25 protein-coding genes and 1 pseudogene are annotated in these 23,806 nt (G+C 55.6%); 12 read left to right on the forward strand and 14 right to left on the reverse strand.

Annotated elements, in window-relative coordinates:
- Positions 1-530: pseudogene (locus AMR42_RS20690) on the forward strand (hypothetical protein); the annotation flags it as partial.
- Positions 531-583: 53 nt separating this feature from the next.
- Here AMR42_RS20690 and AMR42_RS16995 read toward each other — a convergent pair.
- The 5 genes from AMR42_RS16995 to queF form a co-directional block, all read right to left on the reverse strand.
- Entirely contained in the window at positions 584-1,528 is a 945-nt protein-coding gene (locus AMR42_RS16995; RefSeq protein WP_099534841.1) for an anti-sigma factor, read from the reverse strand.
- Positions 1,529-1,532: 4 nt separating this feature from the next.
- Positions 1,533-2,168: a sigma-70 family RNA polymerase sigma factor gene (locus AMR42_RS17000; RefSeq protein WP_099534842.1), complete on the reverse strand. Its 636-nt coding sequence runs from the start codon at positions 2,166-2,168 to the stop codon at positions 1,533-1,535.
- Between the two features lie 324 nt (positions 2,169-2,492).
- Positions 2,493-3,209, reverse strand: a complete 717-nt coding sequence (locus AMR42_RS17005; protein WP_099534843.1) for a CHRD domain-containing protein — start codon at positions 3,207-3,209, stop codon at positions 2,493-2,495.
- Between the two features lie 332 nt (positions 3,210-3,541).
- Complete coding sequence (locus AMR42_RS17010; protein WP_099534844.1) at positions 3,542-3,949, reverse strand: peptide chain release factor 1; 408 nt, start codon at positions 3,947-3,949, stop codon at positions 3,542-3,544.
- Positions 3,950-3,970: 21 nt separating this feature from the next.
- Positions 3,971-4,384 carry a preQ(1) synthase gene (queF, locus tag AMR42_RS17015; protein WP_099534845.1) on the reverse strand — a complete coding sequence of 138 codons (414 nt, stop codon included), beginning with the start codon at positions 4,382-4,384 and terminating at the stop codon, positions 3,971-3,973.
- Positions 4,385-4,620: 236 nt separating this feature from the next.
- Here queF and AMR42_RS17020 point away from each other — a divergent pair, with 236 nt between their 5' ends.
- Positions 4,621-5,316, forward strand: coding sequence for a septum formation initiator family protein (locus tag AMR42_RS17020; RefSeq protein WP_143473160.1), 696 nt, complete (start codon positions 4,621-4,623; stop codon positions 5,314-5,316).
- A 30-nt stretch (positions 5,317-5,346) separates the two neighbouring features.
- Here AMR42_RS17020 and ispF read toward each other — a convergent pair whose 3' ends face one another.
- Together ispF and AMR42_RS17030 are read right to left on the reverse strand one after the other, a co-directional pair.
- Complete coding sequence (gene ispF / locus AMR42_RS17025; protein WP_099534847.1) at positions 5,347-5,829, reverse strand: 2-C-methyl-D-erythritol 2,4-cyclodiphosphate synthase; 483 nt, start codon at positions 5,827-5,829, stop codon at positions 5,347-5,349.
- Positions 5,830-5,923: 94 nt separating this feature from the next.
- A complete protein-coding gene (locus AMR42_RS17030; protein ID WP_099534848.1) occupies positions 5,924-7,582 on the reverse strand; it encodes a DUF2079 domain-containing protein in 1,659 nt (552 codons plus the stop codon).
- 365 nt (positions 7,583-7,947) lie between these two features.
- Here AMR42_RS17030 and psaK point away from each other — a divergent pair, with 365 nt between their 5' ends.
- Complete coding sequence (psaK, locus tag AMR42_RS17035) at positions 7,948-8,214, forward strand: photosystem I reaction center subunit PsaK (protein WP_099534849.1); 267 nt, start codon at positions 7,948-7,950, stop codon at positions 8,212-8,214.
- 473 nt (positions 8,215-8,687) lie between these two features.
- On the opposite strand, the gene AMR42_RS17040 is transcribed toward psaK, so the two are convergent.
- Positions 8,688-10,496 (reverse strand): hypothetical protein, encoded by a 1,809-nt coding sequence (locus AMR42_RS17040; protein WP_099534850.1) that lies wholly within the window; start codon positions 10,494-10,496, stop codon positions 8,688-8,690.
- A gap of 428 nt (positions 10,497-10,924) precedes the next feature.
- Here AMR42_RS17040 and AMR42_RS17045 point away from each other — a divergent pair, with 428 nt between their 5' ends.
- Positions 10,925-13,501, forward strand: coding sequence for an ATP-binding cassette domain-containing protein (locus tag AMR42_RS17045; protein ID WP_099534851.1), 2,577 nt, complete (start codon positions 10,925-10,927; stop codon positions 13,499-13,501).
- Positions 13,502-13,559: 58 nt separating this feature from the next.
- On the opposite strand, the gene AMR42_RS17050 is transcribed toward AMR42_RS17045, so the two are convergent.
- The 3 genes from AMR42_RS17050 to AMR42_RS20060 form a co-directional block, all read right to left on the reverse strand.
- Positions 13,560-14,525 carry a glycosyltransferase family A protein gene (locus tag AMR42_RS17050; protein ID WP_099534852.1) on the reverse strand — a complete coding sequence of 322 codons (966 nt, stop codon included), beginning with the start codon at positions 14,523-14,525 and terminating at the stop codon, positions 13,560-13,562.
- Between the two features lie 74 nt (positions 14,526-14,599).
- Complete coding sequence (locus AMR42_RS20695; protein ID WP_158234527.1) at positions 14,600-14,803, reverse strand: hypothetical protein; 204 nt, start codon at positions 14,801-14,803, stop codon at positions 14,600-14,602.
- A 55-nt stretch (positions 14,804-14,858) separates the two neighbouring features.
- A complete protein-coding gene (locus AMR42_RS20060; RefSeq protein ID WP_143473161.1) occupies positions 14,859-15,044 on the reverse strand; it encodes a hypothetical protein in 186 nt (61 codons plus the stop codon).
- Positions 15,045-15,208: 164 nt separating this feature from the next.
- Here AMR42_RS20060 and ureE point away from each other — a divergent pair, with 164 nt between their 5' ends.
- The 4 genes from ureE (at position 15,209) to AMR42_RS17070 (ending at position 18,077) form a co-directional block, all read left to right on the forward strand.
- Positions 15,209-15,805 carry an urease accessory protein UreE gene (ureE, locus tag AMR42_RS17055; protein ID WP_234407068.1) on the forward strand — a complete coding sequence of 199 codons (597 nt, stop codon included), beginning with the start codon at positions 15,209-15,211 and terminating at the stop codon, positions 15,803-15,805.
- Entirely contained in the window at positions 15,732-16,490 is a 759-nt protein-coding gene (locus AMR42_RS17060) for an urease accessory protein UreF (protein ID WP_234407069.1), read from the forward strand. Before ureE ends, AMR42_RS17060 begins: the two co-directional genes overlap by 74 nt.
- Positions 16,491-16,566: 76 nt before the next feature.
- Complete coding sequence (locus tag AMR42_RS17065; RefSeq protein ID WP_099534854.1) at positions 16,567-17,139, forward strand: Uma2 family endonuclease; 573 nt, start codon at positions 16,567-16,569, stop codon at positions 17,137-17,139.
- Between the two features lie 518 nt (positions 17,140-17,657).
- On the forward strand, positions 17,658-18,077 hold the full coding sequence (locus tag AMR42_RS17070) for a type II toxin-antitoxin system VapC family toxin (RefSeq protein ID WP_099534855.1): 420 nt from the start codon (positions 17,658-17,660) through the stop codon (positions 18,075-18,077).
- Between the two features lie 51 nt (positions 18,078-18,128).
- Here the strand turns inward: AMR42_RS17070 and AMR42_RS20065 are convergent, their stop codons facing one another.
- Positions 18,129-18,308 (reverse strand): hypothetical protein, encoded by a 180-nt coding sequence (locus AMR42_RS20065; protein ID WP_143473162.1) that lies wholly within the window; start codon positions 18,306-18,308, stop codon positions 18,129-18,131.
- Between AMR42_RS20065 and AMR42_RS17075 the strand changes: the two genes are divergently transcribed.
- Positions 18,307-18,723: a hypothetical protein gene (locus AMR42_RS17075; protein ID WP_099534856.1), complete on the forward strand. Its 417-nt coding sequence runs from the start codon at positions 18,307-18,309 to the stop codon at positions 18,721-18,723. The genes AMR42_RS20065 and AMR42_RS17075 overlap by 2 nt on opposite strands.
- 62 nt (positions 18,724-18,785) lie before the next feature.
- Here AMR42_RS17075 and AMR42_RS17080 read toward each other — a convergent pair whose 3' ends face one another.
- Together AMR42_RS17080 and AMR42_RS17085 are read right to left on the reverse strand one after the other, a co-directional pair.
- Entirely contained in the window at positions 18,786-19,199 is a 414-nt protein-coding gene (locus AMR42_RS17080) for a hypothetical protein (protein WP_099534857.1), read from the reverse strand.
- A gap of 231 nt (positions 19,200-19,430) precedes the next feature.
- Positions 19,431-20,726 carry a VWA domain-containing protein gene (locus AMR42_RS17085; RefSeq protein WP_099534858.1) on the reverse strand — a complete coding sequence of 432 codons (1,296 nt, stop codon included), beginning with the start codon at positions 20,724-20,726 and terminating at the stop codon, positions 19,431-19,433.
- Positions 20,727-21,094: 368 nt separating this feature from the next.
- On the opposite strand from AMR42_RS17085, the gene AMR42_RS17095 reads away from it, so the two are divergent.
- The 3 genes from AMR42_RS17095 to AMR42_RS17105 all read left to right on the forward strand — a co-directional run bounded on the left by AMR42_RS17095 (position 21,095) and on the right by AMR42_RS17105 (position 23,700).
- Positions 21,095-21,643: a hypothetical protein gene (locus tag AMR42_RS17095; RefSeq protein WP_099534860.1), complete on the forward strand. Its 549-nt coding sequence runs from the start codon at positions 21,095-21,097 to the stop codon at positions 21,641-21,643.
- Between the two features lie 523 nt (positions 21,644-22,166).
- Positions 22,167-23,333: an FIST signal transduction protein gene (locus AMR42_RS17100; RefSeq protein ID WP_099534861.1), complete on the forward strand. Its 1,167-nt coding sequence runs from the start codon at positions 22,167-22,169 to the stop codon at positions 23,331-23,333.
- 7 nt (positions 23,334-23,340) lie between these two features.
- Positions 23,341-23,700 carry a histidine kinase dimerization/phospho-acceptor domain-containing protein gene (locus tag AMR42_RS17105; RefSeq protein ID WP_099534862.1) on the forward strand — a complete coding sequence of 120 codons (360 nt, stop codon included), beginning with the start codon at positions 23,341-23,343 and terminating at the stop codon, positions 23,698-23,700.
- The last annotated feature ends 106 nt before the right edge of the window (positions 23,701-23,806 follow it).

Here is a 23,806-nt window from a genome sequence, read left to right on the forward strand (position 1 = left end):
CCGCAAAGCCGGAACCCACCCCCAAGCCCGATCCCCAAGGCGAAGATCCCTTAGCCAATACGCCGCCGGTCAACACGCCCCCCGTGAATCAGGCGGGCGGCGACAGCACCGGCAGCGGCAAGGGATTGGTGGATGAATTAAGCAAAGAGATCCTGGCTAAATTGCTGGAAAGTGGCACGAATGATGAGGCCACGCTTCAGGAATTTATGGTCAGTATTCCTGAAACTATTCCTGAGGGAATTTATGGGGATTTTGTGGGAGCCGATGGCCAAATTTTGGTCGATCGCGGGGCCTTTGCCTCGTTGGCAATTCCTCAAATGTCCGCCAATGCTGCTTATTTGGATTACATTGAGCCAACCCTATCGCAAAAACTGGGATTTGAAGTCACGGAAATGGATCCCAACTACGGCGGGTCCAAATTGTTCATGGCTAAAAATACCGGTGGCATCACTTTCTTTTTCAGTTTGGTGAAGCTGACCAATAGTAGTGGCGCTTTTATGGTGCTTTGGAAAACGGATCCGAGAACCTAGGAAAATCTGGGCTGAAGTTTCAGATCACTGAAGGCTAGATCAGCGGCACTTAATTAAAGACGTTCAATCAAAATGGGCGGTGATTGGTGGCGTTGGGGCGCTTTGGCATCTTCAACCGAAATGGCCAACGCCTTGACATATTCAAGATCTAAAAAGGCCTTCGGCAACACTAAATTTTGAACCCGATCGCTCGGTTGATTCACCGAAAACACATGGGTCAAGATGGCATTTTTATGATCCGTTGTGAATGGAGCCTGGGGATCCACCACCGTCCAGAGCACATAGACCTTGCCCGGCGCGAGGGGCGGCAATTGATCCACTCGCAAACGACCGACCATCCGGGACGGATCAACCTCGATCGCCACCGCTGCGTTGGTTCGGCCAGCAGGCGATTCCTGATTGGCGGTGCGCAACACCACCACGATCGGGCGGCCGGGCGCTTGGGCCTGTTGGGTTTGCAATGATCGCCACAACCACCAATTACTTGCCGTCAAAGCCGCAATGATCGCCGCCGCTGCCCAACCGGCCCGTTGGGCCCAGCGAGGCAGTTGCTGAACTTCTGCCCACCAGGTCGATCGGGTCGATCGGGTGAAGGGGGGCGATGGTGAAGCCGACTCCGACGCGGCGGACAATGCCAATGGCCCCGGTGGTGAGGAGTCCAGCGATCGAGCCGCTGGGTCAGCTTCCGCCAAAATGCGCGATCGCAAGGCAGCAGCAGGCTGCACGGGCGCAGGCAAGTTCACCAAGTCCCAACTGGTTTGCAGTTCTTGCAAGGTTTGTTGAATCGCCGCCTCATCCCACCGTTGGGCCAGGGCGGCCGCCTCATCCGAATCCAAATCATTCAACACATAGCCCGCCAACAACCAATCCACCTCGATCGGCTCGATCGGCTCCAGGGCGAGATCGGTTGCGTCAGCATTGGTCAACGGCTCGACGGGGGCTGGCTCGGGCACGGGGTTGGAGCCGTCGGAATTGGGGGGAAGGATGGGAGAACTCATGGGGCTAGGCATCCTCCACAGCGGGCTGCAAGGTTTGGCGCAGCTTCAACAATCCCCGTCGGGCCCAAGCTTTGACCGTTCCGAGGGGAAGACCAAGGCGCTCAGCAATGGCCGACTGGCTCAGGCCGTCGCTGTAGGCTAACTGCAAAACTTGGCGCTGATTTTCAGACAGTTGGGCCAGGGCCGCACGCACCTGGGCCGCCGTCTCGGCTTGATCAAGCGACTCCGCCAACAGATCCGGCGGTTGAGCGATGGCCTGTTGTTGTTCCGTTTGCCAAGTTTCCAAGGAAGCCCGCGCCCGGCGTTGGGCCCGCAGCCGATCGAGGCCGCGCGATCGCGTCAAAATTGCCAAAAATGTGCGCAAGGATCCCCGATCGGGGTCATAGGCACTGCGCCCAAGTTGCAAAAAGATTTCCTGAGTTAAATCTTCCGCATCCTGCACATTACCCAACAATCGCAGGGCGATCGCATAGACTACCCCCACATGGCGATCGTAGAGCTGCCCCAAGGCGGCCCGCTCCCCCCGTCGCAGCGCCTGCCACAGAACCGCATCACTCAGCTCGGGCGAGCCCACAACTCGGCTTTTTTCCTCCGCTGCCCAATCTGGGCCGGAGCCAAGCTCAGGGGATTGGGCATCCATAGGCAATGGCGGTGGATCTGGCTGTCTTGATACCGGCAATCCTGAGCCTCTGAGGGCTGGGGCCACGGGCGAAGCATCGGTCTGCGTAATGCTGTTGGCATTCTCCCCACCACAGGCAGCTCGAGAATTGCACACCCACAGACTGAAGCCACGAACCTCGCGGCCAATTGCAGCCTAGCACGCTCCAAAAGCGCGGAGTTTCAGACCCTAACTTTCTGCAATTTCCCGCTGCACTCTAGCCAGCGGCCGGCTCCCCGTCGATTGATCGCGGGGAGTCCGTCAACCCCAAAGCTGAGCGCCTCCGTGCTTCAGTCAAGGGAGAAGCTAAAGCGGCTTCAACACAGCCCGCAACTCGCCACCACGGTTTTTAGTGGTGTGCAAATCCACATAGAGCATCCCCTTGCTCAACGCATCCAACTGTTCCACCGTGAGCATGTAGTCACCCATGGCGCTGCCCAGCAAGCCACTGTCATCGGTCATCACTTGCAGGGCGTATTGGAAAGGGCCATTTTCGGTGGCCATGCCTCGGTGAATGTGAAAGGCGGAGGTGATGTTCGGGTTCGGGGGGCTAACGGGATCCGTAACGTAGTTGCGCAGGGGGCTGGATAGCTCCCGAAAACTGCCCCGCACCACCAAGCGGTTACCCGACAGGACGGCTCCCACGGTTCCCCAAGCGCCGCTGTTAGCTCGCACGGGCACTGTTTCGGCGGTGCTCATTTTGGCCACAAAGGTTTTTAGCTCGCTGGCTTTGGCTCCGCTGGCCAACAGGGTTGCCTTGGCTGCTTGCAGATTTTGATGCACAGCGCGATCGAGCAAATTTGCTGGCTGCATCGGGCCAAACTGGCTCGCTTCCACGAGCATAGGGCGATCGCCCGCCCAGGCCGCCCCTTGGCCACCCACTGGAGCCAGGGCAAAACCGTGAAATACAACAGTTAGCAAACCACTAAGCACAAACAACAGGGCCGATCGCACCCACAATCGCCAGCGAACGGCAGAAACAGCACCTTGGGCAACAGGACGGGGCAATGGATTATGGCGCATGAAAGATCATCCTGAAATCAAAATCGGGTTTGAGACCTCGGGGCGATCGCGCAGAAGCAAGGCCGGTTGCACTAAAAGCCGGTTGCACTAACGGCCGGTTGTACTGAAAGTTGCACAAAAATATTGCGCGCCTATGGCACGCCTATTGCACACCAGGCCCATTGGCCAACAGGCTGCACTGAGATCAGCCACCCTGCGCGATCGCTCGATTGGAGTACGTCACCCGATCGCGTTTTGGATGCAGTCTTTTAGAAATTTAGAAATTGGGATTCTAGAAATCTAGAAATTGGGATTTTAGAAATCTAGAAATCTTGGAAAGCTGTCAATCTGGCTCAACGCCAGTAGGCCCGGCCCCGCCAAAACACACCGACCAAAATCGCCATCACCATCAGCTCGCTGAAGGAAATCAGCAACACCGGCAACGGCAACAAACTCAAAAGACCCAGCTCGCCCCCCACACAAGCCACCAGGGTCCACAGGCTGCCCCCATTGAGTCGCACTTGCGGAAACAGCCGCTCGGCACAATGCACCGCCAAGGCTCCCACACCCAGCCCGATCGCCAGGATTAAAAAAATAGACCAGGATCCCAACCCCATCAGCCCCGCCGCGAGGGGCGGCCAGGCTTCGGCCAGGACAATTACTCCTTGGTCGATCGCCATGGCCAGGGCGAGGCTGAGGGCCGCCGCACCGGCCATGGATCCCCAGGGTTGTTGGGTAATTTGTCGCCAAGGTTGGCTCACGCGATCGACTCCGAAATTGGGCTAGGCTTGGGCGGGTTTTTGGTGGCGCACTTCCACCACGGTGTGGACATTGCCACGGGGGTTAAAATCACCGACGATCGTCGCTTCCAACGGATCAGCGGCTGCCACAAAGTCGTCCAAAATTTGGTTAATGGATTCCTCGTGGGAAATGTAGCGATCGCGGTAGCTGTTGATATAGAGCTTGATCGCCTTCAGTTCCACAACTTTTTGATCGGGCACATAGTCGATCGAAATTTTGGCAAAGTCGGGATAGCCGGAAAAGGGGCATTTGCAAGTAAATTCCGGCAAGCTAATTTGCACATGATAGATCCGACCCGGCCGCGGATTGGGGAAGGTGATCAATTGTCCTTCTTCGATTTGGCGCTCACCGTATTTCACGGGTTCGTGGGCGGTGTCAGCGGTGGCTTGGCTCATGACTGTGGCTCTGTGAGGTTGCGAGACTGGAGAACAGTTTACAAAACTTGATGGACTGACTCCAGCCAACCGGCTCCATTTCGGCCACGGGCGATCGGCCGTGCGATCGCCCCAGCCCGATTGGGAAATCCACATCGCGCCAGTCCACAACCCAGATTGGGCAGTCGATCCTGAGGGCGATCGTTGATAATGGCCGGGAGTCTTTGCCGTTATTCAACGTTGGGTTGAGTTGAGCTATGGATAGCAACGTTTCGCCGAAGTCCCTTGTGTCATCCGGGCCAAGCGGTTCCCAAGGCACAATTCCCGTGGCGGTTTATCGCCAATTGGCTTCGGAGCTGCAAGCTACCCGCGCCATGTTGGAAGCGGTGCAAAAGCACAATGCCCAACTGACCCAACAGCGCGATCGCCTGCGATCGGACTTGGATGCCTTGGCGGAAGCCGTGGCCACCCTACGGGCCAACGCCACGCCCCAGGATGCCCCGCGCCCCTTAGATCCCAATCCCTTGAGTGTTGCGCCCAGCGCCCCGATCGCCCCGCCACCGCCAATGGCCGCCAGGCCGCCCCAGCCCGCCTTGGCCCCCAACGCCCCGATCGCGGGAGATCCGTTCCAGCAAGCGGCCGTGAGCGATTGGAACGCCTTGCCAGACTTGGAACCCATGGCAGAGTTCTATGGAGCCGCCAACGAACCGCAATCGACCCGGCTGGGAGGCTTGGGCAACTTTGGGCGATCGACCCCCAACGGCGGCTCCGGCGAGTCCAGCTCTGGCATTTGGCCCATTTTGGCGATCGCCCTGATTGCCATGACGGCCTTTGGCATTAGCTTTGCCCTGGTGCGGCCGATCATGGACAGCAAGCAAAAACCCTTCCAGCCAGCCCAACCCCAAATTCAGCCCAACCCCAGCCCCAACGCAGCGCCCGCCAACCCTCGCTAGTCGTCACAACCAGCCAGCCTCAGGCATCCCCTAAGCAGCGGTTTCCAAGAGCGCCACGGCATAGGCACAGATGCCCTCCTCGCGTCCCGTAGGGCCCAATTTTTCGTTGGTGGTGGCCTTCACGCCAACGCAATCGGGTTCAATGCCCAAAACTGCCGCAAGGCGCGATCGGATGGCGTTGATGTGCGGTTTCAGTTTGGGCCGTTCCGCCACCACCACCGAGTCAATGTTGCTGACCTGCCAACCCCGATCGCGCAAAAGCTGGTTCACCTGCGCCAGAAGTTTCAGGCTGTCTGCCCCTTTCCATTGGGGATCCGTGGGCGGAAAGTAGTGACCAATATCGCCCAAGCTGAGGGCCCCCAACATCGCATCCATAATTGCGTGGGTCAGCACATCCGCATCGCTGTGGCCTTCTAATCCCAACTCGTGATCGATTTTGATGCCGCCCAAGATCAAGTCCCGATCGGGCCCCAGGCGATGAATGTCATAGCCATTACCAATCCGAATTGCCATCGATTTTCCTCCTGTATTTGCATCCCCAATTCAGCCACTGTTGAGCATGTCTGAACAGCCCAAATTGATCTGCTTGATTCTGCTTAATTTGCCTCTAGGATTGGGTGGGCTGAATCAGCGGCAATAGCTCCGATCGCCGTTGATTCCAAGCAGCCAAAGCCGCCGGATCCGAAGGGGTATTGAGCTTCAGCAAAACTACCCCATCTTCTACCATTTGCACCCCGTATTGGCCTTGGGCCAACGTGCGATCGACTAAGGGAACAAACTCCCGCAATTCCCCCCGTTCCTTGCTGAAGGCCACCTGATAGCGGGCTAAATGCCAAGTATCCGCCACCAAATAATCAGCGAAATAAATCTGTTGATCATCACGGCGAATTTCCGTCCAAGGGAGGCGAATAATCGCTCGGCGGCTGGAAAGGGGCGGAACCAAATAGGTCGTGGCCGCAATGCTCGCATCCTCAGGAATTTGGGCCAAAACCTTGCGCACATGGCCCACATGGCTCCACTGTTCCGGCAGCGACACATAAACCCAAGGCTGCACCGAATCGGGAATCAGAAAATATAAAGCTCGATGGGGGTTAGACGTGAAGGAAAACAACAACGAGAGGGCAATGCAAGCGGCCCAAAACCGCCGAAATTTCGGTTGTTTAAATCGATCGCCATGGGACTTCCACCACAAAATTGCCCCATAGAACATCCCCGGCACGATCGTGATCGCGTAGCGAATATTAATGGACAGGGCCGATTCCCCTTGCTGCAAGAAAATTTTCAGCAACCCGAACCCAGAAATAATCCAACTGGCGGGAGACAAGGCCGGCACAAAAGCCAAAGGCAACCAGTGACCCGCCAAATATTTCAATGTTTCAAAGGGCGGATTCACAAGCTCCCAAACCAACAGCCAAGGCTGGGTCAACATGGCTTTCAAAATGTCGATCGAGGAAGCTTCTTCCTCTCCCACATATTGCCCAAAGCGCTCAATCATGAATCGCTTAGAAATATCTGGCGAAAAGAAGGGCATGAATACATTGGTACAGGTCACCACATACAGAAACGACAGGGTGCAAAGCCCCAATCCTTGGGATGGAAACCGGCGACTCAAGACCATGTAAGCCCCAATGCCAAATAACCCAATCCCTTGATCTTCACGCACCAATAAGCTGAGGCCTGCCACCAGCCAAAACAGCCACCAAATCCGCTTTTCCATGGCCAACAAAATGGTGAAGAAAAAGAGCGGAATTTGGCACAGATCGTGAAAGTTGGAAAAGGTGGGGCCAATGACGGCGTTGGCCGCATAGTAGCCCGTGACAATCCAAGCGGAAACGGGGCCACTGAGGTGTTGCCGGGCCAGGGCATACAGCACAAAGCCAGCGGCGGTAATTAGTCCTACTTGCAAAAACACCAGGGTGACTGCTTGGGAATGGAGGGCATAAATTGGCAGCCACAGGAGCAAGGCGGGGGTGAAGTGTTGCCCCAAACGGCGATAGAACACTTCGGCGGCTTGCCCATCTTGTTTGACGGCACTGGAGAGGGAGGAGGAGAGGGAACTCTCGAACCAGCGCCCGTGCAGGTTATTCCAAAAAACTTGGTTAAAGATGCCCTGATCGTAGGAGGCGTAGAGGGTGAAGTAGCGGTGCAAACCCAGGATCAGGGTCACTGCGCCGAACAGGGCGGCCACGATGCAAACATGGCGCAGATTGGGGCGATCGCGCAGGGTATTGCGCCCGAGGGTGAACCATTGGTTAACGACTTGCATGGTCGATCGCGCCTTGAGCCGGTTGATGGGGAACTGAAGCGAATGGGGAATCCGGGGGCTATTGTGCCACGCGGGGTTGTCCTTCGTGGGAATCCGAGGGCCAAACCGGTCTGGGGCGAGTCTGGGGGCGGGCGATCGGGCAATCTTAGGCGATCTCGGGCGATCGGTTGGGTCTGAGGGATCAGAATAGGAGATCGGAAGACTCGCAATATTCCGCAGGGCCCCTCAGGGGGCCGCTTAAGAAATTGCTGGAACTCTTCAAAGAAACGTTAAATCTTGCAAACAAACTCCACCGTTCCCCAAGGTTTCGGTTCAAGATAGCCTCAAATTTGCTGTGTTTCGGGCGTTTCACCCCTTCAGAATCTATGCTGAACGTTTCCTTGTCCTTGCTGGCGGCTGTCCCCACGACTCTCGAATGGAGTCCGAAGGTGGGTGCGGTGATGATTGCTTGCAATGTGCTGGCGATCGCCATCGGCAAATACTCGATTAAGTATCCCAGTGCGGCTCCGGCCCTGCCCTCGCCCGCTCTGTTTGGGGGGATGGGTTTCCCCGCCCTGCTGGCCACCACGAGCTTTGGCCACATTCTCGGGTTGGGGACGATCCTGGGCTTGTCCTACCTGGGTGCGCTGTAAGGGGCGATCGCCCGATCTTGAAACTACCTGGTCATTCAGGGTGCATCGAACTCACCCAGGTTTTGGCAGGGCGCGCGCCCAAAGGAGACCTGCAATTTCGCAAGACTCGGGCCGCAATGTGCTAAAAGTTGGTGTGCCAAAAATAGTTTCCACTCCTCGCACCGCCATCGTCTAGCAATCGTTTGTGTGCCGATCGGGTAGGGTTGCGTTTTGAATTCCAAAGCGACTCCTCTAATCCAAAGCTTCTTCAGAACTGATTGATAACGAATGGTTGACGCGCCAAACTTCGGGATAGCATCCCCCGGGTTTGGCGCATTTTTTTGGGCTGGCCAGGGTGATCGACTAAGCATTCACCAAGCATCCGCTGCGAGAGTCCCAGGGGCCACAGGATCCTCGGGGGCAAGGAGTTTAAACCCCTTGTGTGGTGGGTGGGTGCTCTGGTGGGTGGGTGCTCGGGGCAGAAGGACGAAGGATTAGTGGGTGAGGCGATCAATCACGGCCGGCAGCCATTGGCCGGGCATGCTGGAGAGGGCGCGGCTTTGGCCCTCAAGGCCCAGATGTTGATAGATGGCGCGAATGGTGGCGATCGCCCCGCTGAGGGCCCGATCGCGCAGGGGAGGCTGATCCCCATGGGCGGTCAGAATTTGCACGTAGGTCGCGAGGGCCCGATCGAGCTGGACTGCCCGATCGCTCACCGTCAGGGGCAAGTAGGAATCGATGCCCAACTGTAAGTAAATCCAGGCCAACTGGCTGGCGGCGGCGGCGCGATCGAACCCAACGGGAATGGTGGGGTCAATGGTCAGGGCTTGGGCATAGGCCTGGGCGGCCCGTTGCCAGCAGTCTCGCCGCCGTTGGGGATCCAGCGGTTGCAGTTGCCGCCCCAGTTGCCAATAGGTTGTGCCCAGGTTGTTTTGGGTGGCCGCATAGGCGGCGGGGCGATCGGCCGGGCTGCGATAGGGCAAGGCCGCTTCAAAGGCGCTGGCGGCCAGCAGCAGCCATTGTTCTTGGACATCCACTTGGGCCAGGTTTAGGTAGGCGGTTCCCAAATTCGCCTGCACCGTGCCATAGAGCAAGTCGGGTGGCAGACGCTCATCACCGGGATGCGATCGCCCGGCGGCCGGCTCGGCCCCTGGCTGTTCTGCATAGTCCGCCAAAGCTGCTCGGTAACTGTCGATCGCCCCTTGCAACCGGGCCACCGAGTCGCCATAGCGGGCCCAACTCCAAAGGGCCGTGCCCAAATTATTGCGGGCCGCCACTCGCCAAGCCCGATCGCCACCGGAGCCATCCCCGATCGCCGCTCGGTAGGCCAGCACCGCCCGCTCCCAAGCCCAGGCCGGATCGCCCCAGCGCACCCAATCGCCATAAACTCCGCCCAGATCGTAGTAAAGCGATCGCAGGGCGGCCGGCTCTCCGTGAGTTTTCACCCAGTCGATCGCCCGTTGATAGCATTGGGCCGCCGTTTCCAAGCTGGCCCGGGCCACCTCCGCCGCCACTCCCTTGGCCGCAGCCTTGGCGCGGGCCGCCGTGGCTTCCATCACCCACCGCTCCCACATCGTCGGCGCGGGCGGACAGGGCGGCACAATCGGCTTGGCTCCTTCGTTGGGTCGGGGCAACACCGTCAGGGTCGGCCGTCCCCGATCGCGCCCAACCCAGGATGCTGCCCGATCGGCTCCCGACAAGGGATTCAGCAACACCGCTGGCTGGCCTTCAAACTCAAACGTGCCCGTGCAACAGGCCCAAAACTGCGGAGCCGATTCCCGAATCGTGTATAGCCAAGGTCGGGGAACCCACAACAACAGACTCAAATTTCCATGGGCCCAATTGCTGGCCAAGGCTTCCAATTCCGCTAAAAATTGCCGTTGCAGCCGGGCCGCTTGCCGGGTCAGTTGTTCCACCCCCAACAGTTGCACCGTGGTTTCGGAAAGGGACTCGATCGCCCCCGCCAGGGTGGGTTGATGGGGTTCCAGGCGCAAGGTGGTTAACTGCGGCGCGGGCAACTCCTGGGCCAACCGTCCCGCCAGTCGATCGCGCAGGGGCAAGTCATCACAAACCACCAAAAACACCTGCCGCCGCAACCCCAACCCCAAGGACAGCCGCAACCGTTGATATAGCTCTTGGTTCCAACTGCCGGCCGCGGCGGAACGGGCGATCGAACGGCTGGCCCGAGGGCGATCGGTCAAATTCTGGCTCGATCGACGGGCAGACCGAGCAACCCCCGGCACTTCCAGCAAGGACGAACCGGAACCGGCAAAACTTGACAGGATAGGCAGCAAAGTGGGCATGGCCAGCGTCCAGAAGCACGAGCGTAATCTCCTCTTCAGGACGGGGTGCGCCGCTTCGGGATTTCCAAGGGCGATCGCCCGCCGATCGCCATTCAATTGCCGTTCAATAGAAAATATTGGCGAAAATTGGTAAAAATTGGCGAAAACCGATTGGCGCGTTAGCCATAGCCCCTGAACATTTCGCGATACTTTGATCGCAGGACTCGATCGCCCCGCTTTCCTGTTCCGCTGCCCCAAGCAGTCCATGCAGAAACGCTGGCCTCCAATGGGGCCTCCCGAATTCTGCATTTTCTGTCACGATTTCAACAGAGCACCCCGAGGAAACCGCCAGGAAGCCACAGCAAAGTAATCACCGTTTGATCACTGTCTAGCCCCTGTTCAATTCCTGTTCAATTTCTGTTCAATCGCTGTTGATTGGCCCCCTTGGCATGAAACTTTCGCCCAGCAACCGTTTACTGTTTGCCATTGCCCTTCGCAATTGGCTTTGGATTCTTGGGACGGTGATTCTGAGTTTCTGGAGCGGCATCTTTAACGGTGTCAGCATTGCCCTCCTGGTTCCGGGCATCCTGGCTTTTTTGGGTCGCAAAATTGACCTCGGAGCCGATGCCCCAGAACTGGTGCGCAACCTCCTTTCCACCTTTGATGCCTTGCCCGAAGAGCAGCGGGGTGCTGCCATGGTGGCCACCATCGTGGGAGCCATTCTGATTAAAAACATCCTGGCTTTTTTGAGCACCGCCGTTGGGGGGCACTTGTCCCGGGCCCTGGTCAATGACGGCACATTTCAAGGAATTCGGATGCTCCTCGGGGTGGGTTTGGATTTTTATAGCCGCACCAAAGCTGGCGATTTAATTCAACGTCTTGGCTCGGAAATGAGCGGAGCCGTGGGCACAATCAACACCGTGGTGCAAATTGTGGCCACCATGGTCACCTTGCTCACCTTCATTGGTTTATTGGTGGCCATTTCCTGGCAACTCACGATTATTTCCAGTATTTTTGCCCTGTTGGTGGTGCTTAGTAACCAACGATTTGCCAAAAAACTCAAGGAATATGGCAAACGGGGGGTGCAGCTCAGTCGGCTTTATACCAGTCAGCTTTTGGAGGCGATCGGGGGGATTCGGTTAATCAAGGCCACCAGCAGCGAGGATTTGGAATATAACCGCTTAACGGGCACATTGCTGAAGCGGCAACGGGTGGATTTACATTCCCAAACCTTCAGCTCTTTTGTGGCTTCGGTCAATGAATTTTTGGTGGTGGCTTCGTTGCTCTCGATCGTCTGGATTGGGCGATTTGTCTTTCCCGGATCCCTCGAAGCCTATGCGGCCATTCTATTAACTTACCTATTCTTAATTTCGCGGGTTTTTGCCTTTGTCACCACCCTCGGGAAGGCGCTCAATAACTTAGCCCTTTGCTCGGCGGCGGTGGATGCCATGGTGCGTTTTTTAAGCCGCCAAGGCAAACATTTTGTGCCCGATGGAGCAGTGCCCTTCCCCGGTCTGCGGCAAGAAATTCGGTTTGAAAATGTGTCCTTTGCTTACCCCAGCCGCGACAAAAGCCGGGTGCTCGATCGGGTCAGTTTGCGCATTCCTCGGGGGACAACCCTGGCCCTGGTTGGCTCCTCAGGGGCCGGCAAGTCCACCCTGGCAGATTTGATGATTCGGTTTTATGACCCCACGGGCGGCCGGATCACGATCGATGGCCAGGATTTGCGCACGTTTTCCCTCCGCAGTTTGCACCAGTCCATGGGCATCGTCAGCCAAGACACCTTTTTGTTTAACGACACGGTGCGGGCCAATATTGCCTATGGCTGCGAGGAGTTAACAGACAAGGCCGTGATGGAAGCGGCCAGGCGAGCCAATGCCTATGACTTCATCATGGATTTGCCGGAGCAGTTTGAAACCATGCTGGGCGATCGGGGGGTGCGCCTGTCTGGGGGCCAACAGCAGCGAATTGCGATCGCCCGGGCCCTGTTGCGCAACCCCGATATTTTGATTTTGGATGAGGCCACCAGTGCCTTGGATACGGTCTCGGAGCGCCAGGTGCAACAGGCCATTAACGAGTTAAGCCGCGATCGCACCACGATCGTGATTGCTCACCGCCTGTCCACGGTGCAAAATGCCGACCAAATCGCCGTGCTCGATAAGGGGCAGGTGGTGGAAGTGGGAACCCATGCGGAGTTGCTGAGCAAGCGAGGTTACTATGCTCGCCTTTACGCGGTGCAGTTTTCCGAAAGCGCCACGAAAACCCCCGTGCGCTGCGAAAACGCCATGGAAAAACTGGTGATGGAGGAAACCATTTCCCAGTTGGGGGCCCTGGAAGCGGAGGGGGTGAAGATTGCCTTCGATCCGGGCAGTGTGATGGCTTGGGCCCTGAACCGGTTGCCGTCGCTCTATGCGGCCACCCAAGAGGGGGCTGCGTTTCAGCGCTATGTGGCGGAAGATGTGTGGCGATCGACGGTCAGCGATCGGGTGGCGGAGGCGATCGAACAAGTCCAGCAATCCCATTGGGAAGATGAGCGGCATCCACTGATTGAACAAATTCGGATGCGATCGGTGGTGTTGGTGGAGCGGTTGTCCTACGAGGGACGGTTGCGGTTGAATGCGGTGATTGGCACGTTGGCGCTGTTGGCGGATGGGTTGGTGGAGTCGCCCCAGGAGGAATATGAATCCTTGAAGGAGGCCTACCGAGCCACCATGCAATTGCTGGCCACGCTGGAGTTGTTGGAGGATGCCACCGGGGGGCTGGAGTTCAAACCCCGATCGGGCAAAAAGGGCGATCGCGATGAGGCGCAAACCTCGATTTCCCGCGCGGTTTATCCGCAGGTGAAACAGTTGGCAGAAATGCTGGAAATTTTGGCCAGCGAGTTGATTGATGAATTACTGCCCGATCAGTCCATTTCCCAACAGGCCAACCGTCAAAATGACTATCGCGCGGCCTACGATGTATCGATTTCGCTGCTCGATCGACTGGCGGCCATTGAAACCCGCGCCACGCCCTTAACTGCTTAGGTGCAGAAAGTTGTTGAGTATTACGAGTTGGGTATCACGGATTTTGATCAGTTTTTGATCAGCTTCTGATCAGGAATTTGGACGCACCCGATCGCGACCACAGGCGATCGAACCGCGTTGGCCCCAACAGAATCGTGAGGCCAATCTTGCCGCTGAGGATTGCCAAAAATCGCCATTCTCGCCACAGGTGCGGCCCAAACCACAGGGCCAACAACAGCAACCGAGCCGATCGCCACCCACGCCCCCGATCGCGCGGCCCCGCCGTCAGCGCTTTGCAGGCTAACCCTTTATAAAACCGCGATCGCGCCGATCGCCCCAAAGCCTGAGACCTTGGCCCCGACTGGGCCAAATGGCGCTCTAACACCGCATTACAGGCCCGCTCCAACCGCCGCAAATTGGCCGAGGACGATCGATCCGAAACCCGGTAGCGCACTTGGGCCTCGGGAATCAGCACAAATTCACCCAACCCAGCCAAGCGCAACCACAAGTCCCAGTCTTCCGCCGGAATGAGTTCCGTTTGGAAGCCCCCCACCTGCTCCAGGGCCGATCGACGAATCAGGGGATTGGAGCCATTTTCAATGAAATTATTCAGCAACAGGGCGGTGAACACCTGGCCCTGATGGCGATCGCGAAAGCCCGGGTGACGCAGTTGGTTGTCATCATCCACATAGTCCGTCCAACTGTAGGCCAACACAGCGGCCGGGTTGTCTTCCAAGGCCGCCACCCGATCGGCCAAGGCCGTTGCCGTCCACCAATCATCCGCATCCAAAAAGGCAATCAGGGATCCCCGCGCCGCCACCAAGCCACAATTCCGGGCGATCGCCTGACCTCCATTGGGTTGGCGCAACACCCGAATTCGCGGATCGGCCGTTTGCAGGGCAATCTCCCCCGTCTGATCCGTAGAGCCATCATCCACCACGATCGCTTCCCAATCTGTCCAAGTCTGCGATCGCAAGGCGGCGAGGGTTTCGGGCAAAGTAGCCGCCGCGTTATAGGCCGGAATGATGACTGAAACCTTAGGCATGTTCTACCCACACCAGGCAGCGACTCAGAAATTTCAGAAATTTCTGAAATTCCAGAGATTAACGTTATGGGCAATTATGGGCGATCGCTCCATTCCGCAAAATCTATCGTCATAGCTTGTTCAAAGTTCAAGACTGGGGCGGTTGGGAACTGGTCGATCGGCAGATCGGTTAACGAGATTGTTGACGGCGTTGTTGATGGCGGCCCACCGTTGATCATGCCGGGGCCGTGGTCAGTACTCCACAGTGCAGACCACGATCGCACGGTCGGGGCCGTCATCATCAGCGCTGTCTTGACATTCTCTCCAGCTTAAGCGGTGTCAGAGTTGCCAACCCTAATTGCCGCAATTCGTGCAGGTACAGTTCGCACCGCAGGTACAGGAACCGGAACCACCGCAACCACAACCTGAGGCATAGGCAGCGGTCGGCGCGATCACGGTCAAAGCAGCAGCCACAGCACCCACAATTTTGATCGTGCGGCGACCTTTAGACGATTGCGATGTCGAAGTCTGTTGAGTCATGGGTTCGTTCTCCTGCTTGCACAAGGGCAAGTTTGACTAACAGCTCAACTCTATTCTCTCTAGCAAGCTATAGAGTCAAGAGGCGGCGCGATCGGGTAGGACAATTTATCGGGTAGGACAATTGAATGGGTAATGATCAAATGAGTTGTGCTGGAGTAGCCCTCGTGATCCCGGGAAATTCGACCCAACAACCCAATAACTCAACTGAGTCCACAGTTCCGCCTCACTGGGTGTTCACTCAGGTCGATCGCCCGGAACTGCCCAAGACCCAGGCCCAGGATTCTGCCGCCTTCGATCCCGCCGCTGCCGATCATGGCCTGCGTCAGTTGGCCTTGGTTGCTGAAGATCGGGTGAAGGTGCGCCGACAGGTCACCCTTGATGATGGGACGGTGGCTTGGTTGCAACTGGCTCGGGGCACGGTGCTGCGGCCGGGCGATCGACTGCGCACCGCCCAGGGCGACTGTTGCCGGGTGGTGGCGCAACCGGAACCGGTGCTGACGGTGCGATCGCCCGATCGGCTATCCCTGTTGCAAGCGGCCTATCATTTGGGCAACCGCCATGCGCCCCTGGAAATCGCGATCGACTATTTGCGGCTTGCGCCGGATCCCACCCTGAAGGATTTGCTGGAGCGACGCGGCCTCCAGGTGATTGAGGAAATCGCTCCCTTTTTGCCGGATCCGGGAGCCTATGCAACGGTCGATCGCGCCCACCATGCCCATAACCATCACCACGACCACGCCCATTCCCACCACCATGAGTGAGCCACTGTCCCGATCGCTTGCCCTGTTGCAATTAGCTAGCCCGGCCTTGCCCGTGGGAGCCTTCAGCTATTCCGAGGCGATCGAAACCTTGGTGGACAAGGGCCGGGTGCGATCGGCTGCCGATTTGACCGACTGGTTGCGGCAGGAGTTACGGGTGGGCAGCATTCGCCTGGAAGCGGCGGCCCTGTTGAAGGCCCGACAGGCGATCGACCAGGGCGATCGGGACTCCATTCACCACTGGAATCAATGGATTTCGGCCCTCCGAGAAACGGAGGAATTGCGGTTACAAAGTTGGCAAATGGGGCGATCGTTGGTCACCTTGGCCAAAGATCTCAACCCAACCGATGCCACCTTAGTGGCACTGAACTTGCAACCGGTAAACTACGCGATCGCCTTTGCTAGTTTGGCTGCCCATTGGCAACTGAGCCACGCAGAAATGTTGACCGCCTATCTACAATCTTGGGCTAGTAATTTGGTGAGCGCCGGGGTTCGTTCCATCCCGATCGGTCAAACCCAAGGTCAGCAAACATTACTCAATTTATGGCCCGATTTAACCGCCGCCATTGCTGAAATTCAGCAACTCGCCACCGCCGACACCGATGATGATTGGTTTGCTTGTGGTTGGGGCCTCTCGATCGGCAGCATGATCCACGAAACCCAATATAGCCGCCTCTTCAGAAGCTAGTTAGACGCTTGGCTAATGTTTTTCTCGTTGACCTGAAGCACAATAGAATTAGCCCAAAAATTCCAGGAGAAAAACAATGGTTGCCGCAAGAGAGAATCAGCCCCATTTCACACCGGAAGCCTATTTTGAGTGGGAAGCCCAACAGCTCGAACGGCACGAGCTAATTGATGGTCATGTCTACGCCATGAGCGGCGGTACTCAAAATCACGGTGAGATCGCAATTAACATTCTTACGTTGATTCGTCCTAATGTACGAGGTGGTCAATGTCGAGTTTTGAATTCTGATGTGAAGATCAACATTCTTAATACGTTTAATTATATTTATCCTGATCTGAGTGTGACTTGCGATCCACGCGATCGGGAGCATCCACTTTACATTACCTATCCTTGCTTGATTGTTGAAGTTCTCTCCCCCAGTACTGAATCCTACGATCGCTGGAAAAAATTTGAAAAATATCGCCGCAATCCAAATCTGATTGACTACGTGTTAGTTAGTTCCGAAGAGGTGGCAGTTGATATCTACCACAGGAATAGCGCGGGAGATTGGGTGATTTTGAGCTATCGATCGGGCGATCGGGTCGAACTGCAAAGTATTGGGCTAACCGTGGCGATCGAGGAATTCTATGAAGGAATTATGTTTGAGGAATAGTCCGAATCTACCAACACGAGATCATGAGGGTAAGGGGCTTAAGTTTCTTGTAATAAAGCCTGGGAGCAAGACAATCAATCACTCTATTTCTATCAGGAATGTTGAATGATGAATTCATCGATTCGTCTGATTACCGATCAACAGATTTCAGAAGTTTATCAGGCGATCGCCACGATCGTACCTTGGGCAGCGCCAGCCCGGGCCGAAAGGAATAGTATTTGAAGTGTAAGATATTACTTGCTCAGAACCCCAAATAACATTAATTAGAAAAACACAAGCATGACTTTACTGGAACTTCGTGAAGCAACCTTAGCCTTGCCATGGCGAGATCGGTGGTTACTACTTTGGACTGTCATTCGATCACTCTTCATGTTCAAACCACAGGAAATGCCACCGACGATCCTTGAGCGCATGGGTGGATTACCAGAGCATTGGCTTCATGATGGTGATTTGGCTGATCGAGATTTAAGACGAGTAGCCTTGGCTGATCGACTCCATCAATCCACTACAGATCAATCATGAAGCCAGCAAAAGTGCTAGTGGACTCAGGCGTTTTAATTGCTTTTTATAATGCTGAGGATCGATACCACAGTCGAGTTGTTGATTTCTTTAGAACTTGTCGAAGTGAACTGATTACAACTTTGGCTTGTGTCACGGAAGTACTTTGGTTATTGAATAAAAGCTGGCAAGTTCAAAATATTTTTCTGAACCATTTAGCACAGAATATTTATCGCTGTGAGTCATTAAATCGTCATGATTTTCAAAGAATTGTAGAACTCAATGAGCAATACTCAGATTTGCCTGGAGACTTTGCAGATTTAGCATTGGTAGCTATTTCAGAACGATTACGAATTGCAGAAATTGCAACTTTAGATCAGGATTTCGATGTTTATCGTCGCTACCGCAAAGAGCCTTTTATTCGGGTCTTTCGCCCCTAACTTGATCAAACTTAGGTTACGCATTGCCCACTATCTACTCGCTAGTGAAGTCTAGCGGCATGAGATCGCGCGGAATTTGTGGGGAGTGGGTTCCCTGAGGGCGGCCAGTTCATAAACAGGAAGTACCTCCACGATCGGGTGGAGCGCGGGCCGCATACTGGATTTATTCGCGATCCGGCGTTCTGCCAAGTTTTGGAGGCCCGGCTGCTCACCATCAGGAGATGCTGCCATGAAAACCAACCGATTTTTCTCAATTTTGACCGCCAGCCTGGCGATCGTCACGATCGTGCCTTGGGCAGCGCCGGCCCGGGCCGATTTAATTGCTCTGGGGCCGGGCATGAGTGAACCGGTTCTTCGATCGGGCACGGCCGGCGGCAGCACTAGCACTAGTTGTGGCTTTGTGGCCGGTGCGCCCAACCATCGCTTGGCGGTGGGTCAGGATTTTGGCTCCCTGCGGGTGAAGGTGCAGGGGGGTGATGGTTTAACGCTGTTGGTGGTGGGGCCGAGCGGTCAATTTTGCATTCCGGCGGCCAACGGGGTGGCGGAAATGCCGGGCTATTGGGGCGCGGGCAACTATGACATCTTTGTGGGCGATCGCAACCCCAGCGGCCGCCAACCCTATCAACTCTCGATTTCCACTAATTAATTCCCACTAATTAGTGCTCAAGATGAGTTCTCAAGATGAGTATTCGAGAACTGTAAGAGCGTTCAATAGCGTTGGTCGGGTGGGGTGGCATCTCTTAGCTCTCGTTTGCCCACCTCCACCGCTTGCACATCGATCGTGCCGGGGGCCGATTGGCGCTGCACCGTTTGCCCCAAACCGCTCAGGGGTGTGCCGCAGTTCGGGCAGTTGCTGCTGAAGCCGCGCAGGGTGGTGACGGGATAGCCACAGGTGGGGCAGGGGCCGGCCACCAAGTTGTGCCGCAGCCACCATAAACCAACCACACTGAGCACGATCGGGGTCAAAATCACCAGCAACAGCAACCAACCGATCGCCTGCACCACCACCCCTAAACCGATCGCATTCAGCAGCCCGATCGCCCCTAAAATCAGCAACCAGGGCCCCAGGGCCGCGATCAGAATGGGCCAAGCTTGGGTTGATTTCCAATTAAAACGGTTCACGATCGGGTCAGCCTCTCAGCGAAACAATGGGGGCGATCGGGGTTCCTCAGAATTGGTTATTTAACCTCATTAAATAACCCCCAAAATAATCCCAAGTGCAGCAATGCCATGTTCAGCGCTGAGCTGTCTGGAATGCGGAAAATACCCCTTTTCCAGTATGGGCCGCAGGGGTGGCCAACCCAAGCCGATCGGGGGTGGGGTTGCCCGGCGAGATCGGGCGGGATCGCCCCCCTAGCGAAGGGTGGTTTTTGAGGCAATACGGGTCTTTTTGCGATCGGCCTCCGACAGGTCATCGCCCGCCTGGAGTTTGGTGGCCTGGGTTTGCAGCACCGTCGCCGCGTTGCGATCGCCCATTTGCAAAGCCGTTTGGGCCGCCGCTTGCAGCATGGTCACTGCACCTTGGCGATCGCCCGTTTGCAGCTTGGTTTCGGCAATTTGGGTTTGGCGATATTTAGCCAATGCGCCGATGTGAGCCTGTACCGGGGCATTGGGAGCTGGGTGGAAGAGTTCCAGCGATCGCCCAATCACCGCGATCGGCTCCGACAGCAGATCCACCTGACCCGTCGCCGGATCGTCATAACAAACCTGCACTTGAACCAACCGATGATCCCCGGGCGGCAACTGGGCCACATAGGCATTCACCAACACCACCCGCGGCCCATCCACCATCAAATCGCCCAACCGCACCTCCAGCCGACCATCGGGCAACTCCTGCGCCGTCAGTTCCACCGTTTCCGGGGCCACCTGGGCGATCGGCTTCAGCTCCGCCAAGCGCACAGGTGACTCCAACGCCAACAACAACCGCGCATTGGTTAACTGCACCGACTGCACTCGGGCCAAGAGCCTTTCAAAGGCGGCGGGCGCATCTTCCGGCTGTTCGATGTAGCAAAGGGCCCCGGCTCCCGCGTCGGCAATCTGTTCCAGGGTGTCTTGGTTCCAGTGGCTGCCGAACCCGAGGCAATGGACTGAAATGCCGTAGCTCGCGGCCAATTCCGCCATCTTTAAGCAGCGGGGATCGTTGCCATGCTCGTTTTCCCCATCGGTGAGCAGGAAAATTTGCGACACCGAGGGTGCAGTGGGCAAAATTCCGCTGTGATCGACGTTGACATTGCCCAAAAGGCCCGATTCCTTACGCGATCGCGCCAGTTCTTCAATGCCCAGCTTCAGACCCTCATCAATGCAAGTGCCGCCACCGGCCGCTAAACCCTCGATCGCCTGCAAAATTGACAGCGGCTCCGGGGCCACTTCCTGACAAGGCAAAATCACTTGGGCCTCGTGGTCAAAGGCGACCAACGACAGGCGATCGCCCAGGGCCAACTGACCCACCAACTGACGCGCCGCCGCTTTCACCATCTCCATCGGTCGGCCGCGCATGGAACCGCTGCGATCGAGAATCAAACACAGGTTCGATCGCACCCGCCCATGGCCGGCCTGGGCCGCCACCGAAATCGCCAGTTGCCGCTGGTTGCGGGCCAACTTGGCATCCAAATTGGCATCACTGAGGGCACATTGCACAAGGGCTGGCATGATTTGCACCTCCTGCCGGAGAAAAACGCATGGAACGCTGGCGGGCCTCAACCATCGCCATCAAAACGATAGCAAGGAACCCAACGCTGAAACCTGCAACCGCACTGAAGACCACTCATCGCCCCGGCAACCAACGCACCGGTAGCCCAAGGAATCGCTACCCACCGCAAACCACCCACCGCAAACCACCCACCGCAAATCACCCACCGCAAATCACTACCGCAAATCACTACCGCAAATCACTACCGCAAACATTGATTGAGAACCATTGAGCAGTCACGAGCGATGGCTTTTTTCTAGGCTATGACTGAAGCGCGACCGGAATCTATTCTGAATCGTCCCGCTTTCTCCGGTTCTAACAAAATTCTATGCAGAAGATTCACCCGAATCTGCGGCGATGGTTGCTTGGCTTCGTGAGTCCCGTGGTGATGATCGGGGCGATCGGGTTGCCGGCCCAAGCGGAGACCGTTGCGCCCAGCTTTTTCCAAGGATCGACTCCCCTCAGCCTCACGCTTCAGGAATTGGACGATCGGTGGCGTGTATTTAGTGTCACGGGGCAAATTGAAACCAGCAATATGCTGTCTCTGACGGCGGCGGTTTTTGGCGCATCTCCCAGCGACTATTACACGAAGGGCGAAATTGCGGAGGTGGGCGGCGAGCGATTTTTGGTTGCCTACCGTGTCATGCCCGGCAGCATTACGGAACCGGCCGCCGTCAATGGCAGCACGCCAATTCATGTGTCGCTGATTCATCTCGATCAGGTGGCTTCTTTGAATGATTTCCGGCCCTTCAGCCTGGTGACGGAGATTGATCGCCTCAAGGCCCTCATCCAAAGCCGCGCCGCTTCGCCGTTCAACATGTTCAACAGCGGCGGCCCGCCGCGCTCTTTGCCGCCACTTCCCCGATCGACCCCTTAAAACCTTTTCCAGAAACTTTGCGGGGCGATCAGTTTGTATCGCCCGCCCGATCGTGATCGATACTGCGAGCCAAGAGACCAGATCAACAAAAGCGGGTTAGTCGTTTAGTTTGGCTAGTTCAGCGCGCCCAATTTTTTCCAAATTCTTGGTAGATCACGAGGTCGCAATCGGATGATTAATTCATCAATGCAATACCTCGTTGCTGCTCGCTTGATACCTTATCCTTACTTTATAGGTACTACCCATAGTTGTAATGCCTGAATAGCTGGTAATTATTTATACATTCGCCATGCAATTATTGATCAGACCGTAATAACGACGCAGAGCGCTAAGCCAAATGTGCTCTCTATTACAGATTAAGCAGCGCATTTATTATTTTTCGCTCATGAAACTTAACTTGATCGTCAGTGTCGGTCAGGTAATAATTCCTGTTGAAAGATGACTGACATCGTAAAGCTTTCAGGACAATCAAGCCAATCACATTGATCAGTCCTTGATCAGTCCCCTTGCAGAGGAAAGACACATGCTCAAAACAGTTCTTGGTCATAGTGATGATCCTGACTCCCAAGATGCTATTGAAGAAGTGCTAGAGCAATGTACCCGTGAATTGGCAGGAATGCTGCCCAAGGCAGGATTGTTATTTGCGGCTATTGATTTTGATCATGCCTTAATTTTACAAAAAATCAATCAGGTTTTCCCGGGTTTGCAACTCATTGGTTGCACCACCGATGGAGAAATATCTTCAATTTTAGGGTTTCAACAAGACTCGCTGACCCTAACGCTATTTTGCTCAGACACCGTAGAAATTTACGCGGGTGTGGGTCGCCAAACTGAACAGGACGCGATCGCCGCTGCTCGCCAGGCCGTGCAGCAAGCCACCGAAAAAAGCCTAACCCCCGCCAAACTCTGCATCACAGTTCCAGCCAGTTATACGGCTGATGGTTCAACAACCAGCGGCGAGCAAATTTTGGAAGGATTGGAGCTAGCTTTAGGGAAAAATGTCCCCGTTGTGGGTGGAACCGCAGGCGATCAATTTCGATTCCGGAAAACCTATCAATTTTTTGGAACAGAGGTCTTCACCGATGCTCTGCCGGTTCTAATTTTTGCTGGAGATTTGCGCTTTTCCCATGGCACTGGTTGCGGTTGGCAGCCCATTGGCTCTAAGAGCACGGTCACCAAATCTCACAACACAGTGTTGTATGAAATTGATGGTCAATCGGCGCTGAACTTTTACCAAAAATATTTGGGCGATCGCCCTCCTACCGCAGAGCATCCTCTCTATGTTTATGAAGGAGATAGCGATCGTTGCTATCTCCGAGTTCCCAACACCTGCGACTTAGAAACAGGCAGCATTAATTTTTTGGGAAACATCCCCCAAGGCGCGATCGTGCAGTTGGCTGAAATTAGCCGAGATCAAGTGATTGCTGCCTCTGAAACTTCTTTCAAGATGGCCCTAGACAATTATCCTGGAACCGAACCAGAAGCAGTGTTGATCTTTTCTTGTTGCTGTCGTCGTTGGCTGTTGGGAACAAGAGCCAAGGAAGAATATGATTTAGTTAAAACTGCGCTGCTCAAAGTCATGCCGATCGCGGGCTTTTATACCTACGGCGAGTTTGCACCACTTCAACAACGGGGTTCTAATTACTATCATCAAGAAACTTTCGTCACTCTGCTTTTAGGCACAGCATAAAAGTCCTATGGAAGCCAATGCTGATCAGCAAAAGCTACGAGAGCTAGAGAAGAAAGTACGAGTTCTCACGAAAAAATTAGAGCGTTCAGAGGCCGATCGACGACAACTGGAAGATGCGAGTGAAGAGAGAGAACGTATCCTTAAAGTTGTTATTCGAGATTTTGAACTATCCCAAGCCAATCTGGAGCATCGCACTCGTGAACTAGAAGTGGCGCTGAGGGATCTCAAGCAGTTACAAGTCAAACTAATTGAGTCTGAGAAAATGTCAGCCTTGGGTGTGCTGGTGGCTGGCGTTGCCCATGAAATCAACAACCCCATTAATTTCATTCATGGTAATTTAACTTACATCAAAACTCAGAAGTGTTGAATCTAAACACAAAACTTCATATTCTAGGCAACAAGAGTTTCTGGCAGTAAATCATAGCTCCAATGACTGATTGAGCCATAGCGACCGAGTACAACTTGCAAATATC

Source organism: Limnothrix sp. PR1529 (genome assembly GCF_002742025.1).
Classification (GTDB): Bacteria; Cyanobacteriota; Cyanobacteriia; order CACIAM-69d; family CACIAM-69d; genus CACIAM-69d.

Coding starts and splice junctions, on each gene's coding strand:
- AMR42_RS16995 (WP_099534841.1), bottom strand. CDS start 1,528: ATGAGTTCTCCCATCCTTCCCCCCAATTCCGACGGCTCCAACCCCGTG.
- AMR42_RS17000 (WP_099534842.1), bottom strand. CDS start 2,168: ATGGATGCCCAATCCCCTGAGCTTGGCTCCGGCCCAGATTGGGCAGCG.
- AMR42_RS17005 (WP_099534843.1), bottom strand. CDS start 3,209: ATGCGCCATAATCCATTGCCCCGTCCTGTTGCCCAAGGTGCTGTTTCT.
- queF (WP_099534845.1), bottom strand. CDS start 4,384: ATGAGCCAAGCCACCGCTGACACCGCCCACGAACCCGTGAAATACGGT.
- AMR42_RS17020 (WP_143473160.1), top strand. CDS start 4,621: ATGGATAGCAACGTTTCGCCGAAGTCCCTTGTGTCATCCGGGCCAAGC.
- ispF (WP_099534847.1), bottom strand. CDS start 5,829: ATGGCAATTCGGATTGGTAATGGCTATGACATTCATCGCCTGGGGCCC.
- AMR42_RS17030 (WP_099534848.1), bottom strand. CDS start 7,582: ATGCAAGTCGTTAACCAATGGTTCACCCTCGGGCGCAATACCCTGCGC.
- psaK (WP_099534849.1), top strand. CDS start 7,948: ATGCTGAACGTTTCCTTGTCCTTGCTGGCGGCTGTCCCCACGACTCTC.
- AMR42_RS17040 (WP_099534850.1), bottom strand. CDS start 10,496: ATGCCCACTTTGCTGCCTATCCTGTCAAGTTTTGCCGGTTCCGGTTCG.
- AMR42_RS17045 (WP_099534851.1), top strand. CDS start 10,925: ATGAAACTTTCGCCCAGCAACCGTTTACTGTTTGCCATTGCCCTTCGC.
- AMR42_RS17050 (WP_099534852.1), bottom strand. CDS start 14,525: ATGCCTAAGGTTTCAGTCATCATTCCGGCCTATAACGCGGCGGCTACT.
- AMR42_RS20695 (WP_158234527.1), bottom strand. CDS start 14,803: ATGACGGCCCCGACCGTGCGATCGTGGTCTGCACTGTGGAGTACTGAC.
- AMR42_RS20060 (WP_143473161.1), bottom strand. CDS start 15,044: ATGACTCAACAGACTTCGACATCGCAATCGTCTAAAGGTCGCCGCACG.
- AMR42_RS17060 (WP_234407069.1), top strand. CDS start 15,732: ATGCAACGGTCGATCGCGCCCACCATGCCCATAACCATCACCACGACC.
- AMR42_RS17065 (WP_099534854.1), top strand. CDS start 16,567: ATGGTTGCCGCAAGAGAGAATCAGCCCCATTTCACACCGGAAGCCTAT.
- AMR42_RS17070 (WP_099534855.1), top strand. CDS start 17,658: ATGAAGCCAGCAAAAGTGCTAGTGGACTCAGGCGTTTTAATTGCTTTT.
- AMR42_RS17075 (WP_099534856.1), top strand. CDS start 18,307: ATGAAAACCAACCGATTTTTCTCAATTTTGACCGCCAGCCTGGCGATC.
- AMR42_RS20065 (WP_143473162.1), bottom strand. CDS start 18,308: ATGGCAGCATCTCCTGATGGTGAGCAGCCGGGCCTCCAAAACTTGGCA.
- AMR42_RS17085 (WP_099534858.1), bottom strand. CDS start 20,726: ATGCCAGCCCTTGTGCAATGTGCCCTCAGTGATGCCAATTTGGATGCC.
- AMR42_RS17095 (WP_099534860.1), top strand. CDS start 21,095: ATGCAGAAGATTCACCCGAATCTGCGGCGATGGTTGCTTGGCTTCGTG.
- AMR42_RS17100 (WP_099534861.1), top strand. CDS start 22,167: ATGCTCAAAACAGTTCTTGGTCATAGTGATGATCCTGACTCCCAAGAT.
- AMR42_RS17105 (WP_099534862.1), top strand. CDS start 23,341: ATGGAAGCCAATGCTGATCAGCAAAAGCTACGAGAGCTAGAGAAGAAA.